Raw genomic sequence first — 13,024 nt, 5'->3', positions numbered from 1 at the left:
GCGTGGCCGGCACCGAAGAGCCCTCGCTCAGAATCAGCTTTGACGAGACCCGTACGAAGGTGGTGTTCCGGAGCCTCGCGGACGGCCAGGCGCATCTCGTACGGTTCATTGCCCGGTATGGCAGCGGGAGTCAGCGCGGTCCTCAGGCGGCGGAGGTGGACCTGGAGGAGTTCCTCGCCCAGCTGCCTCTGCTGACCCACTGGCACGACCCACAGGGTGTCGTCTTCTCGCCCGGTCTGAAGGCGCTTGCCGAAGGGTCGGTACGGGATTCACAGGCGGTGGAAGCCCGGCTGGAGGCGGGGCAGCGCGGCGAGCAGGTACGGGGAGAGGTCTCGGCCTCCGACGTCCCCGCGCTCCTCGGCCCGGCCTGGACGGCTCCGCTGACCAGTTTCCAGCAGCGCGACATCGCGAAGCTGCTGTCCCTCACGCACGGCGCCAACTTCAGCGTCCCCGGGGCGGGCAAGACCCGCGCCGCCCTGGCGGTATACGCGGCCCTCCGACAGGCCGGCAAGGTCCGGCGGCTTCTGGTGGTCAGCCCGAAGTCCGCGTACGAGGCGTGGACCGACGAAGCTGCCATGTGCTTCTCCGTGCCCCCCGTTCTCCGCGTCTTCCAGCGGTCGGAGGACAGCGGTGCGGAGATCCTGCTCGTCAACTACGAGCGGCTGAGCCGACAGCAGTCCCAGCTCGCCGAGTGGCTCTCGGCAGCCCCGGCGCTCATGGTCCTGGACGAGGCCCACCGGATGAAGCTGGGCGTCCGGGGCACGTACGGCGCCAGCTGCATGGCGCTGGGACCGCTGGCCGCGCACCGCCTCATCCTCACCGGGACCCCGGCGCCGAACGGTGCCAAGGACCTGGAGAGCCTCCTCTCGTTCGTCTGGCCCGGTCACGGGCGGCGAGCCGTGGACCGGGCGGTGGCGGGCGGGGACCTCGCGCACGCGAGCCGGGTGCTGAGACCGCTCTTCACCAGGACGACGAAGAACGAACTCCAGCTCCCTCCGGTGGACATACGGGTGAAGTACGTCCAGCTTCCTGAGGCGCACCGCCGCCTCTACGCCGCGCTCAAGAACCAGCTCACCGACCTCCAGGACCGCGAGCAGGAGGAGTTCGCCCGGCTGGGCAAGGTGCTCGTGTACCTGATGATGGCCAGTACGAACCCCGCCCTGCTGGAGTCCGGCTCGGACCGGTACCAGCCCCTGCCGCTGTTCGCGGCCCGGCGCCCGGCGGACCCCGGCCTCCCTCTGCTGGATCTCATGCGGGAGCTTCCGAGCTACGAGCTGTCCCCGAAGTACGAGGCCGTTCTGCGGATCGTGACGGAGAACGCCCGCGCGGGCCGCAAGACGCTCGTCTGGTCGACGTTCGTCAGGAACCTGACCACGCTCGCGGCCTCTCTCGATGCGCTCCGCCCAGCGGTGGTCCACGGCGCCACCCCGGACCGGGACGAGCAGATCCGCAGGTTCCGCGAGGACCCGGACTGCATGGTGCTGCTCTCCAACCCGGCCACGCTGGGCGAGGGGATCAGCCTCCACCACGTCTGTCACGACGCCGTCTACCTCGACCGCGACTTCGCGGCCGGCCGCTACCTCCAGAGCCTCGACCGGATCCACCGGCTCGGACTCGCCCCGGGTACGGACACCCGCGTGACGGTGCTCGTCGCCGAGGGGACGATCGACGCCGTCGTGCACGAGCGCCTCGGACGCAAGCTGGAGTTCATGGGCCAGATCCTCGACGACCCGGTCGTACGGGAACTGGCGGACCCGGAGGAGGACCTCACTCCGTGGGGAATGGACTCCGCCGACCTCCATGCGCTGCTCGGTCATCTGCAGCAGCCGTGAGCACTGGCCTCTCCCCGTGGACAGCCCGCCGCTAACCCCGTCACCCCGGCCAAGGACCCTCACGGTCCGAGGTCGAACCGCGTCTGTGCGGCGTCCAGGATGTCGTCGGCGTCGTAGCCGTGAGCGTCCGCCCACGCGAGCAGGTCGACGGTCAGCTCGATGACCGCTCTCGTCGCGGTGCCGGGGGTGAGGCGGGTCGTTCGTGCCCCGTGGGCGGACGCCGCCGCTTCGTAGAGGGAAATCATGGCCTCCGCCCGGGTCACGCGGATGCCGCCGCCATGGCCGTGGGGTGTGGTGAGGTCGGTGGCGATCTCACACCAGGTGGCCTTGAAGTCGGGGCCCTCCCGCACACCCCACCGTTCCGCGTAGCCTCTCCGGTATCCACAAGCTGGTGATCGTCAACGGCCACGGCGGGAACTACGTGCTGTCGAACCTGGCGCAGGAAGCCAACGTCGACGGCCCCGCCGTCTCGCTCTTCCCCCTCGGCGCCGACTGGGACCGGGCCAGGGACGACGGTGGCCTGGTGTCGGACCGGCACGCTGACATGCACGCCGGTGAGATAGAGACGTCGATCCTGCTGCACGCCGCTCCCGAGCTGGTGGGAGAGGGGTACGCCGACGCCGACCACGACGGTGGCGACAGGTCGCACCTCCTCGTGCACGGTGTGGGGCCCTACACCCGGACCGGGGTGATCGGGTTTCCTTCCCATGCCACGGCCGACAAGGGGAAAGCGGTGCTGGAGAGCCTCCGGCAGAGTTTCGATCAGCACCTCACCGCGCTGGGCGAACAGGCGGAGGCCGGGTCGCGGGGGCTCCCTCGCCAGAAGTGACAGGAAGAGGAGAGGAGACGAGAACGTGTCCGGTGAGTTCATCGAGGTGCCGGTCATCGCCGACGTCGTCGGGGGTCACAGCGGGAAGCTCGACGACTTCAAGGGCGGGGTGGAGTCGATCATCCGGCTGAGGCCGGAGTTTCCCGTGGAGACGCTGCGGGGGATCGAGGAGTTCTCCCACCTCCAAGTCACGTGGTTCTTCAACCTCGGCTCCCCGGACGACGTCGCCCTCCACGCCCGCAGCCCCCGGGACAACCCCGCCTGGCCGGCGACCGGGACCTTCGTGCACCACAACCACCGGCGACCGGCCCGGCTCGCGACCTCTTTCCCCAGGCTGCTCAAGGTCGACGGGCTCGATCTGTACGTCACGGACCTCGACGCCGACGAGGGGACCCAAGTCGTCGACCTCGTGGCCGTGTTCCAGGAGATGCTTCCCCGGGGGCCCGTCGCCCAGCCGGCGTGGCCGGGCGAGATGCTGGCGGACTACTGGCGGGACGCCTCCGAGCGTTGAGGAGACGTGCAGGTGCCGTAGTGGTGCCGGGGCCCTGAAGATCACCCACACAGGTGATCTTCACCCGGTGTGTCCACCTTGACACTCTGCGTGCTGTACGGTCGCGTAAAACGGCCCCCGTCGACGGTTGCACCCGTCAGCGAGGGCCTGAACCACCAGTGGACAGGACCCACAGTGATCTACCGCAACGTTATCGCGCCCTCCCGCGCCTTCGGCCAGTACTCGCACGAGATCATCCGGCACCCCCGCCTCAACTCCGACGCCGTGCGTCTTCTCACCTGGCAGCTGTCGCTTCCCCGGGGAGCCCGGGAATCGCTCTCCCGGACCGCCGAGCGTGCCCGGATCGGGGCGCGTGCCTTCGGGCGCGCCAAGCGGCAGCTCAAGGCGGAGGGGTTCGTGCACGAGCGGCGGGTCCAAGGGGCCGGTGGGCATTGGATCACCCAACAGCTCGTCTCCAGCACCCCCTTGACCGCCGACGAGGCCGCCAAGATCCTCGCCGGGACACCCCTCTCCACCTGCGAGGACCGGGTGTTCCCGCAGGTCGCACCGAGTCCTCGGAATCGAGCCGTCGGTGTACCGGCCGCCGGTGCACCGGAGACCCCGTCGACCGGCGGTCATCCAGAGAAAGAACCCGTAGAGAACACCTCCAACCTTCCGTCGGTGGCCGACGAGCCGGGCGACGAGCCGGGCGACAGGCCGGGCGACGAGCCGGGCGACGAGCCCGTACGCGTCGCCGGCCCCCGGCAGGAAGAGGCCCGCGCGCTCGTCGGCGCGCTGCCGCTCCTCTCCCCCGCCCTGCGGAACATCCCGCCCGGCATGCGCGACGAACTCGCCCGGCTCGCCGCGCGCTGGCTCGACGCCGGGCACACCTCCGTCGACGTCCACGAGCACGTCCTGCGCGGCCTGCCCGGCGCCGGGACGCCCGTACACCGGCCCGGCGGGCTGGTCCGGTACCTGCTCCGCGACGTGCCGCCCCGCGTCCTACCCCAGCTCGTGTCACCGCCGTCCGGACCCCGGCTGTCCCCGCGGCTCGAAGGCGCGCGCGAGTGCTCCGGCGACCACGTCCAGCCGATGCTGTTCCGGCCCGTCGGGGACGAGAAGCTGTGCGCCCGGTGTGCCGCCCGTACCCCCGTCGCGTCCTGACCCCCCGCAAGGGCCCCGCCCGCACCTCGTAGGCTCGGAGGACGAACCGTCGACCCGCCGAACCGAAAGGCCCCGCCATGCCCCGCATCCCCTCCCCCCTCACCGCCGCCGCCGGACTCGTCGGCGGGTACGCCGTCGCGCGGTGGACCAAGAAGCGGCCGCTCGGCGGGGCCGTGCTCGCCGTGGCCGGCGGGGTGGCCGCGCGGGAGTGGCAGCGGGTGGGCGGGGCGAAGGCCTCCGTGGGGCTGACGTCCGCCTACGTCGCCGCGTTCGCCGGGTCGCACCCGCTCGCGAAGAAGGTCGGGGCCTGGCCCGCCGTGTTCTCCGTCGCCGGGGCCGTCGCTGCCGCCTCCTGGGCCGTCACCCGCGACAAGGGCTGAGACGACCGCGCGGGGCACGGGCTGGGGCCCCGCACGGCAAGGGCCGAGCCCGCACCACGGCGAAGGGGCTCAGCCCCCCAACCCGTGGCTCACCGTGTAGATCAGCAGCCCCGCCAGCGCTCCCACCACCGTCCCGTTGATGCGGATGAACTGGAGGTCGCGGCCGATGTTCGCCTCGATCTTCTTCGAGGTCTGGGTGGCGTCCCAGCTCGCGACCGTGTCCGTGATCAGGGACGTGATCTCGTCGCGGTAGGTGGTGACGAGGTACGCCGCCGCGTCCTCCGCCCAGCCGTCGACCTTCGCCCGGAGGCGGGCGTCCGAGGAGAGGCGCCGGCCCAGGGAGATCAGGGAGGCGCGGGCGCGCAGGCGGAGCTGGCTGTGGTCGTCCTCGGCCGCCGCGATGATCAGGGAGCGGACCGACGCCCACGCGGAGGCGATGACGTCCTGGACCTCCGGGCGGGCCAGCAGGTCCGACTTCAGGCGCTCGACGCGGACCCGGGTGTCCGTGTCCGACTGGAGCTCGATCGCGAAGTCCGCCAGGAAGCGGTCGATCGCGCCGCGCGCCGGGTGCCCCGGCATGTCCCGCATCTCCGTGACGAAGCGGAGCAGTTCCTTGTAGACGCGCTCGCCGATGCGCTTGTCCACGAAGCGCGGGGTCCAGCCCGGCGCCCCGCCCTGGACCGCGTCCATCACCGAGTCCCCGTGGGTGACCAGCCAGTCGTGGGCCCGGGTGCAGACCAGGTCCACGGCCCGGCGGTGCGCCCCGTCGTCGACCACCTTCTCCAGCGTCTTGCCCAGCGGCGGCGCGATCTCCACCGCCTCCGCCCTGCGGGTGATCGCCTCTCCCACCACCGCCTGCACGTCCGAGTCCCGCAGCACCGTCAGCGCGCCCCGCAGGGCCGTGGACAGCTCCGCGATCACGCGGTCGGCGTGGGCGGGGTCCGCCAGCCAGGCGCCCAGGCGGCCGCCGATGCCCAGGGCGGTCAGCCTGCCCCGTACGACGTCGGCGGAGAGGAAGTTCTCGCCGACGAAGGTGCCGAGCGACGTGCCCAGCTGGTCCTTCTTCTTCGGGATGATCGCCGTGTGCGGGATCGGCAGCCCCAGCGGGTGCCGGAAGAGGGCCGTCACCGCGAACCAGTCCGCGAGCGCGCCCACCATGCCCGCCTCCGCCGCCGCCGCGACGTACCCCGCCCAGGCTCCCGCCCCGGAGTTCCGCGCCCACGTCGCCAGTGCGTAGACCACCGCCACGAAGAGCAGCAGGGACGTCGCCAGCGCCTTCATGCGCCGGACGCCTCTGCTCTTCTCCTCGTCCGCGGCCGTGTACGAGAAACTCACCATGCGTCGACCTCCTACCTCAGGGACTCCCGGCGCTCCTCCCGAGTTCCCCCGTACATCTTCGCGATCACCGCCTCGATGTCCGGTTCCCGCACCGACAGGTCGACGAGCGGATGCGCGGCCGCCACCGCCGCGACCAACGGCGCCGCCGATTCCGTCGCCGGGAAGGCGAGCCACTGGCGGGGTCCCTCCGCCCGTACGAAGCGGGCCCCGGGCACGTCGATCGGGGGGAGTTCGCGCTCCAGGTCCACCACCAGGAGCCGCTCGCTCTCGCCCACCTCGTGCAGGCCGGACAGTTCCCCGTCGTACATCAGGCGCCCGTGGTCGATGACCATCACCCGGGAGCAGAGCTGCTCGATGTCGGTCAGGTCGTGGGTGGTCAGGAGGACCGTCGTGCCCCGCGCCCCGTTCAGGTCCTTCAGGAACTCCCGCACCTTCGCCTTCGACACCACGTCCAGGCCGATCGTCGGCTCGTCCAGGTACAGCACCTCGGGGTCGTGCAGCAGCGCCGCCGCGACGTCGCCCCGCATCCGCTGGCCGAGCGAGAGCTGCCGCACCGGCACGTCGAGCAGTTCCCCCAGGTCCAGGAGGTCCACGCAGCGGTCGAGGTTCTCGCGGTAGCGGGCGTCGGGGATGCGGTACATGCGGTGCATCAGCTCGTACGAGTCCCTCAGCGGCAGGTCCCACCAGAGCGTGGTCCGCTGGCCGAAGACCACCCCTATCCGCCGGGCGAGGCGGGTGCGCTCGCGGGACGGGTCGATGCCCGCGACCCGCAGCCGGCCCCCGCTGGGGGTGAGGATGCCGGTCAGCATCTTGATGGTGGTGGACTTCCCGGCCCCGTTGGGGCCGATGTAGCCGACCATCTCGCCGCGCTCCACCCCGAACGAGATCCCGTCGACCGCCCGGACCTCCCGTTTCTCCCGGCGGACCAGGCCCGCCCTGCGGCGGACCGTGAAGGTCTTCTCCACCCCGTCCAGGTGGATGAAGGGTTCGGTCGGAGTCATGGCCTCAGCTTCCCGTCGATCGGTACGAGCGGACTCCCGCCCGCCAGGCGAGGCCCGCGACCCCGCAGCAGACGAGCGCCACCAAGGGCGACGCGAACGCCGCCCAGTCCGGCACCCCCGCCGGGGCCGGCCGGCCGAGCACGTACAGGGCGGGCAGCCAGCTCACGAACGCCAGCGGCACCACGTAGACGACGCCCCGCACCAGCTCCTGCGCGAAGACCGTCGGCGGGTACTGGAGGAGGGTGTTCCCGCCGTACGTGAAGGCGTTGGTGACCTCGGCCGCGTCCTGGAGCCAGAAGAGCGCGGACGCGCCGATCACCATCACCGCGCCGAAGATCACCGCCCCGCAGACCACCGTCACCGGCAGCAGCACGGCCTTCACCGGCGTCCAGTCCACGTCGAGCAGGAGCAGGCCCCAGACCAGGACGATCAGCGCCTGCGCGACCCGGCCGAAGCGGCGCAGCGCGAACTTGTCCGCCGCGACCTGCGCGAGCAGCGGCGCCGGGCGCATCAGGAAGGTGTCGAGGGAGCCGTCCCTGACCCGCCTCCCCATCCGCTGGAGCGAGCCCATCGTCAGGTCCGCGATCCCGAAGGCGGTGCCGGCCGTCCCGTACAGGAAGGCGACCTCCGCGAAGGAGAAGCCGCCGAGCCCCTTCACCCGGCCGAACATCAGGAGGATGACGACGAAGTCGAAGAAGGTGACGCAGAGGCTGTTGAAGAGCGTCAGGGCGAAGGAGAGGCGGTACGTCATCGTGGAGCGGATCCACATGGCCGCCACCATCCGGTACGTACGGAGGGAGTCGCCGAGGCCGTCGTGGGCGCGGGACGGGTCGTCCCCCGTGCCTGCGACGGTGGTCGCGGTCGTCGTCTCAGCCACCCTGCACCACCACCTTCCGCGTCGCCATCGCCTGCACCGCCCGGCCCGTGCCGAGCAGCGCCAGGGCCCAGCAGCCCTGGAAGGCGTACGCCCCCGCCAGCTCCCAGCCCTCGTACCTGCCCAGGTAGACGTCGGCCGGGACCTGGAGCAGGGAGGCCCAGGGCAGCATCCGGGCGACCTCGCCCAGGGCGCCCGGGAAGACGTTCAGCGGGAGCAGCATCCCCGAGAAGAACAGGCCGCCCAGCCAGGCCACCTGCATCACGCCCTGGCCGTCGAGCAGCCAGAACGCGCTCATCGCCACCAGGTACCAGAGCGCGAAGCCGACCACCGAGCCCAGGACCACCGCGAGCAGGAACGCCGCCCAGCCGCCGGGCCCGGACGGCAGGGTGAAGCCGAAGACGAGCGCGCCGAGCGCCATCGGGGCGACGCCCCGGCCGAGCAGCTGGAAGCCGGCCCGGCCCGCGTTGGCCGAGAACCACCAGGCCTGGAGGTCGGCGGGGCGGTAGAGGTCGACGGCGATGTCCCCGGTCCTGATCCGTTCGATCAGCTCCTCCTCGAAGCCGCCGCCCATCAGGCCGCAGACGGTGAGCAGGGCCTGCCCGATCCACACGTAGGCGAGGGCGTCGTCCATGGAGTAGCCGCCGAGGTGCGGCCGTTCGTTCCAGAGGGCGATGTACGTGTAGGAGAGGACGAGGCCGAAGACGCTGTTGGTGAAGACGCCCGCCGCCGTCGCCACCCGGTAGGTGGCGTAGCGCCGGAACCCGCCCGCGGCCACCGTCGCGTACAGCCGCAGCATGGGGCTCCCTTTCCGGGGGGTGAGCGGAGACGAAGCGCACGACCCTAGCGGGGGCGCGGTGTCCGCCGCGACCCGTTTTCACGTCACATGCGAGATATTCGAGTCGCGTTCAGGACTTTTCGACCATTACCGGCAATATGGGATGCCATGTCCCCTTCCCCGTCCCCTTCCCCCGGTACGAACCCGGGTACGAGCCCTGGTACGAGCCCGGGTGCGAACCCCGGCGCGGGCTCCGGCACGAGCTTCGACCCGGGCGGCACCTCCCGGACGCCCCGCCGGGGCTGGGACCCGAGGGATCCCACCCTGCACCCGCCCGGACGGACGACGGCCGCCGCGGCCCGCCGGCACTCCCGCCGACACCGCCGTCGGGGCCCCTTCCGGCGCTTCCTCCGCCGCCTCCTCGGCACCCTGCTCCTCGGCGGCCTGCTCCTCGCCGGCGCCTTCGCCGCCGGATACCTCCTGGTGGAGATCCCGCCCGCCAACGCCACCGCCGTCGCCCAGTCCAACGTCTACCTCTACCGGGACGGCACCCCCCTCGCCCGCGACGGCGAGGTCAACCGCGAGAGCGTCCGGCTCGACCGGATCCCGCTCACCCTCCAGCGGTCCGTCCTCGCCGCCGAGGAACGCGACTTCTCCACCTCCCGCGCCGTCGACCCCAAGGCGATGGTCCGCGCCGCCTGGAACACCGCCACCGGCAAGGGCCGCCAGTCCGGCTCCACCATCACCCAGCAGTACGTCAAGAACTACTACCTGGGCCAGGAGCAGACCCTCAGCCGCAAGGCGAAGGAGTTCTTCATCGCGATCAAGCTCGGCCGCGAGAAGAGCAAGGCGGAGATCCTCCAGGGCTACCTGAACACCAGCTACTTCGGACGGAACGCCTACGGCGTGCAGGCCGCCGCCCGCGCCTACTACGGCAAGGACGTCGAGCGGCTCGACACCGCCGAGGGCGCCTACCTCGCCGCCCTCCTCAAGGCCCCCAGCGCCTACGACGTCACCACCCACCCCGAGAACCGCGCCAAGGCCGTCGCCCGCTGGCACTACGTCCTCGACGGCATGGTCACCGAGGGCTGGCTGGACCGGGCCGACCGCGCCGCCCTCCGCTTCCCCGACCCGCAGACCGCACGCGCCGTCACCGCCCTGTCCGGGCAGCGCGGCTACGTCGTCCAGGCCGTCGAGGAGTACCTGACCGGCCGCGGGATCGTCGACGAGAAGACCCTCGCCGGCGGCGGCTTCCGGATCACCACCACCCTGGAGCCCGCCAAGCAGGAGGCCCTCGCCGAGGCCGTCGAGGACCGGGTCGTCTCCCGGCTCGCCCCGGACCGCAACCCCGCCGACCGCTTCGTGCGCGTCGGAGCGGCGGCCGTCGACCCGGCGGACGGCCGGGTCCTCGCGATGTACGGCGGGATCGACTACACCCGGCAGTACGTCAACAACGCCACCCGCCGCGACTACCAGGTCGGCTCCACCTTCAAGCCCTTCGTCTTCACGGCGGCCGTGCAGAACGGCGCGCAGACCCAGCGGGGCCGCCCCATCACCCCGTACACGCTGTACGACGGGACCAACCGGCGCCCGGTGGAGGGCTGGAACGGCGGCCCGTACGACCCCGCCAACGAGGACGACGCGAGCTACGGCGAGATCCCCGTCGGCACCGCCACCGACCTGTCGGTGAACGCCGTGTACGCCCAGATGGCCGTCGACGTCGGCCCCGCGCACGTGCGCCGGACCGCGATCGCCCTCGGCGTGCCCGGCTCCACCCCCGACCTCACCGCCTCCCCCTCCATCGCGCTCGGCGCGGCCACCGCCAGCGTCCTGGACATGGCCACGGCGTACGCGACGCTCGCCGCCCACGGCAGACTCGGCGCGTACACCCTGGTCGAGGGCGTCAGCCGGGGCGGCGAGCAGCTGGCGCTGCCGGCCGTCCGGCCCCGGCAGGCCGTCAGCCGGGAGGCCGCCGACACCACCACGTCGATCCTCAGGAGCGTCGTCGAGGCGGGCACCGGAACGGCCGCGCAGACCGCCGGACGCCCGGCGGCCGGCAAGACCGGCACGGCGGAGGACGACAAGGCCGCCTGGTTCGCGGGCTACACCCCGGACCTCGCCACGGTCGTCGCGCTGATGGGCCAGGACCCCGAGACGGGACACCAGGAACCCCTGTACGGGGCGCTCGGCTCGCCCCGGGTCGCCGGGGGCGGGGAACCCGCCGAGATCTGGGGCCGGTTCACCCGGGAGGCCCTGGCGGGGACACCGCCCCGGGACTTCGAACTCCGGCTGATGCCGGGCGCCGAGCCCGAGGAACCGCCGTCCGCGTCACCGGCGCCGGACGGCCCGGAGGAGTACGTGACCGGGGAGGCGGGCCCGGAGGCGGTCCCGGCCCGGAACACCGGCCCGGACGCGGGCCCGGAGCCCGACGCCTCCGCCGTCCCCCGTACCGCCGAACGGGTCGCGCCCGGCGACCGGCGGGACGGTCAGTGACCCGAGGTCGCCTTCAGACCCACCACGGCCACGAGCAGCAGACAGACGAAGAAGACGCGGGCGGCGGTCGCCGGCTCCCCCAGCACCACCATGCCGAACACCGCCGCGCCGGCCGCGCCGATGCCGACCCACACGCCGTACGCCGTACCGATCGGCAGCGTCTTGGCGGCCTGCGACAGCAGCAGCATGGAGGCGACGATCCCGGCGCCGGTGAACACGCTCGGCCAGAGACGGGTGAACCCGTCGGTGTACTTCATCCCGATCGACCAGGCGACTTCCAGCAGACCCGCGACGACGAGCAGGATCCAGGCCATGACGACGGCACCTCCGTGAGACGGAACAACAAGGGGTGCGTCGTCTTGTCGTGTACCCGGTACGGCGCGTCTCGTCGGGGTCCTTCCAGGCTAGCAAAGAAAGGGCGGAGGCCCCGGTGACCATGGTCACCGGGGCCTCGTGGAGGTTCGTCCGCCTACAGGTAGAGCCCGGTCGAGTCGGACGTCCCCTGGAACCGGTCCGCCGCCACCGCGTGCAGGTCGCGCTCCCGCATCAGGACGTACGCGACGCCCCGCACCTCGACCTCGGCGCGGTCCTCGGGGTCGTACAGGACCCGGTCGCCGGTCTCGACGGTACGGACGTTCTGACCGATCGCGACCACCTCGGCCCAGGCGAGGCGGCGGCCGACGGCGGCGGTCGCCGGGATCAGGATGCCGCCGCCGGAACGCCGCTCCCCCTCCGGGGAGTCGGTACGGACCAGGACCCGGTCGTGGAGCATCCGGATGGGCAGCTTGTCGTGCGTGTTCTCGCTCACGGGGTGAACCTACCCGCCCGGGCGTGTCGCCCGTGCACGGAACCCGTGCGCGGACGCCGCGCCACCGGCCGCACCAGGGGGGCCCGGAGCCGTCACCCCTTGCCCTTGCGGCCGACGACGGTGATCAGCCCGACGACCGCGACGACCGCGAGCGCCGCCGGCACCACCCGCTCCAGGCGGGGCGCGCCGTCCGCGTGGGTGAAACGGGCCTTCACGTCCGAGACGACCCGGTTGACGGCGACGAAGGCGCGGCCGGCGGTCTGGTCGACCGTCGAGGCCACCTTCGCCTTCGCGTCGCCGATGATCGTCTTCGGGTGCACCCGAATGCCGATCTCGTCGAGAGTGACGGCGAGCTGCTCGCGTCGGCGGACGATGTCCGCCTCGATCTGCGCAGGGGTCCTGGCGTCCGACACCGCACTGCCTCCGTAGTCGTGATCGCCGTGATCGTCGTGATCCGGTCGTTGACGGACAGTCTGTCAGTTCCGCCGCCGAAGGGTCGCCCCAGACCCCCATTAGGCTCTGCACGCGTACGCGAACGTTTCCCGAGGAGAGCCATGAGCGAGCGACTGCAGCCCGGCGACACCGCCCCCGCCTTCACCCTTCCCGACGCGGACGGCGACGAGGTCTCCCTCGCGGACCACCGGGGCCGCAAGGTCATCGTCTACTTCTACCCCGCCGCCCTCACCCCCGGCTGCACCAAGCAGGCCTGCGACTTCACCGACAACCTGGAGCTGCTCGCGGGCGCGGGGTACGACGTCATCGGCGTGTCCCCGGACAAGCCGGAGAAGCTGGCGAAGTTCCGCGAGAAGGAGGACCTGGAGGTCACCCTGGTCGGCGACCCGGAGAAGAAGGTCCTGGAGGCGTACGGCGCCTTCGGCGAGAAGAAGCTGTACGGCAAGACGGTGACGGGCGTGATCCGCTCCACCGTCGTCGTGGACGAGGAGGGCAAGGTCGAGCGCGCCCTCTACAACGTGAAGGCCACCGGCCACGTCGCCAAGATCATCCGGGACCTGGGCGTCGAGGCCTGACACCCCCCG

General features: G+C 72.0%; 15 protein-coding genes and 1 riboswitch. Of the genes, 7 read left to right on the top strand and 8 right to left on the bottom strand.

Annotation, left to right across the window (positions count from 1 at the left end; all coding sequences use genetic code 11):
- Positions 1 to 2: 2 nt before the first annotated feature.
- Complete coding sequence (locus tag ADL08_RS22205) at positions 3 to 1,832, top strand: DEAD/DEAH box helicase (RefSeq protein WP_053645690.1); 1,830 nt, start codon at positions 3 to 5, stop codon at positions 1,830 to 1,832.
- A gap of 59 nt (positions 1,833 to 1,891) precedes the next feature.
- Here ADL08_RS22205 and ADL08_RS22200 read toward each other — a convergent pair whose 3' ends face one another.
- Complete coding sequence (locus ADL08_RS22200) at positions 1,892 to 2,182, bottom strand: hypothetical protein (protein ID WP_053645688.1); 291 nt, start codon at positions 2,180 to 2,182, stop codon at positions 1,892 to 1,894.
- A 29-nt stretch (positions 2,183 to 2,211) separates the two neighbouring features.
- On the opposite strand from ADL08_RS22200, the gene ADL08_RS22195 reads away from it, so the two are divergent.
- From ADL08_RS22195 to ADL08_RS22180, 4 genes are all read left to right on the top strand, one after another.
- Positions 2,212 to 2,661, top strand: coding sequence for a creatininase family protein (locus ADL08_RS22195; RefSeq protein WP_078968334.1), 450 nt, complete (start codon positions 2,212 to 2,214; stop codon positions 2,659 to 2,661).
- A gap of 25 nt (positions 2,662 to 2,686) precedes the next feature.
- Positions 2,687 to 3,172: a TrmO family methyltransferase domain-containing protein gene (locus tag ADL08_RS22190; RefSeq protein WP_053645683.1), complete on the top strand. Its 486-nt coding sequence runs from the start codon at positions 2,687 to 2,689 to the stop codon at positions 3,170 to 3,172.
- Positions 3,173 to 3,346: 174 nt separating this feature from the next.
- Positions 3,347 to 4,315, top strand: coding sequence for a hypothetical protein (locus ADL08_RS22185; protein WP_053645681.1), 969 nt, complete (start codon positions 3,347 to 3,349; stop codon positions 4,313 to 4,315).
- A 77-nt stretch (positions 4,316 to 4,392) separates the two neighbouring features.
- Positions 4,393 to 4,695, top strand: coding sequence for a hypothetical protein (locus ADL08_RS22180; protein ID WP_053645679.1), 303 nt, complete (start codon positions 4,393 to 4,395; stop codon positions 4,693 to 4,695).
- Between the two features lie 69 nt (positions 4,696 to 4,764).
- Here the strand turns inward: ADL08_RS22180 and ADL08_RS22175 are convergent, their stop codons facing one another.
- Genes ADL08_RS22175 through ADL08_RS22160 form a run of 4 tightly spaced genes read right to left on the bottom strand, consistent with a single transcriptional unit; the run spans position 4,765 to position 8,704 of the window.
- Positions 4,765 to 6,033, bottom strand: coding sequence for a DUF445 domain-containing protein (locus tag ADL08_RS22175; protein WP_053645677.1), 1,269 nt, complete (start codon positions 6,031 to 6,033; stop codon positions 4,765 to 4,767).
- A gap of 11 nt (positions 6,034 to 6,044) precedes the next feature.
- Positions 6,045 to 7,034, bottom strand: coding sequence for an ABC transporter ATP-binding protein (locus ADL08_RS22170; RefSeq protein WP_053645675.1), 990 nt, complete (start codon positions 7,032 to 7,034; stop codon positions 6,045 to 6,047).
- Between the two features lie 4 nt (positions 7,035 to 7,038).
- Positions 7,039 to 7,911, bottom strand: coding sequence for an ABC transporter permease (locus ADL08_RS22165; protein WP_420709629.1), 873 nt, complete (start codon positions 7,909 to 7,911; stop codon positions 7,039 to 7,041).
- Complete coding sequence (locus ADL08_RS22160) at positions 7,904 to 8,704, bottom strand: ABC transporter permease (RefSeq protein ID WP_053645728.1); 801 nt, start codon at positions 8,702 to 8,704, stop codon at positions 7,904 to 7,906. Before ADL08_RS22160 ends, ADL08_RS22165 begins: the two co-directional genes overlap by 8 nt.
- Positions 8,705 to 8,854: 150 nt before the next feature.
- Between ADL08_RS22160 and ADL08_RS22155 the strand changes: the two genes are divergently transcribed.
- Entirely contained in the window at positions 8,855 to 11,179 is a 2,325-nt protein-coding gene (locus ADL08_RS22155; RefSeq protein ID WP_078968331.1) for a transglycosylase domain-containing protein, read from the top strand.
- Here the strand turns inward: ADL08_RS22155 and ADL08_RS22150 are convergent.
- From ADL08_RS22150 to ADL08_RS22140, 3 genes are all read right to left on the bottom strand, one after another.
- Positions 11,173 to 11,493 (bottom strand): DMT family transporter, encoded by a 321-nt coding sequence (locus ADL08_RS22150; RefSeq protein WP_053645673.1) that lies wholly within the window; start codon positions 11,491 to 11,493, stop codon positions 11,173 to 11,175. The genes ADL08_RS22155 and ADL08_RS22150 overlap by 7 nt on opposite strands.
- 34 nt (positions 11,494 to 11,527) lie before the next feature.
- A riboswitch (guanidine-III (ykkC-III) riboswitch) is annotated at positions 11,528 to 11,602 on the bottom strand.
- Positions 11,603 to 11,648: 46 nt separating this feature from the next.
- Positions 11,649 to 11,987, bottom strand: coding sequence for a GroES family chaperonin (locus tag ADL08_RS22145; protein ID WP_030210124.1), 339 nt, complete (start codon positions 11,985 to 11,987; stop codon positions 11,649 to 11,651).
- Between the two features lie 92 nt (positions 11,988 to 12,079).
- Positions 12,080 to 12,400, bottom strand: coding sequence for a DUF3618 domain-containing protein (locus ADL08_RS22140; RefSeq protein WP_053645671.1), 321 nt, complete (start codon positions 12,398 to 12,400; stop codon positions 12,080 to 12,082).
- Positions 12,401 to 12,541: 141 nt separating this feature from the next.
- Here ADL08_RS22140 and bcp point away from each other — a divergent pair, with 141 nt between their 5' ends.
- Positions 12,542 to 13,015 (top strand): thioredoxin-dependent thiol peroxidase, encoded by a 474-nt coding sequence (gene bcp, locus ADL08_RS22135; RefSeq protein ID WP_053645669.1) that lies wholly within the window; start codon positions 12,542 to 12,544, stop codon positions 13,013 to 13,015.
- Positions 13,016 to 13,024 lie beyond the last annotated feature (9 nt).

It is taken from the genome of Streptomyces sp. NRRL F-6492 (genome assembly GCF_001280125.1).
In the GTDB taxonomy this organism is placed as follows: domain Bacteria; phylum Actinomycetota; class Actinomycetes; order Streptomycetales; family Streptomycetaceae; genus Streptomyces.
Note: the sequence above shows the minus strand (reverse complement) of the source record. Positions and strands in the feature narration are given on the sequence as shown.

What these genes read in the sequence shown, in the direction of transcription:
- ADL08_RS22180 (WP_053645679.1), top strand. Translation starts at nt 4,393, where the DNA reads ATGCCCCGCATCCCCTCCCCCCTCACCGCCGCCGCCGGACTCGTCGGC.
- ADL08_RS22175 (WP_053645677.1), bottom strand. Translation starts at nt 6,033, where the DNA reads ATGGTGAGTTTCTCGTACACGGCCGCGGACGAGGAGAAGAGCAGAGGC.
- ADL08_RS22170 (WP_053645675.1), bottom strand. Translation starts at nt 7,034, where the DNA reads ATGACTCCGACCGAACCCTTCATCCACCTGGACGGGGTGGAGAAGACC.
- ADL08_RS22155 (WP_078968331.1), top strand. Translation starts at nt 8,855, where the DNA reads ATGTCCCCTTCCCCGTCCCCTTCCCCCGGTACGAACCCGGGTACGAGC.
- ADL08_RS22150 (WP_053645673.1), bottom strand. Translation starts at nt 11,493, where the DNA reads ATGGCCTGGATCCTGCTCGTCGTCGCGGGTCTGCTGGAAGTCGCCTGG.
- bcp (WP_053645669.1), top strand. Translation starts at nt 12,542, where the DNA reads ATGAGCGAGCGACTGCAGCCCGGCGACACCGCCCCCGCCTTCACCCTT.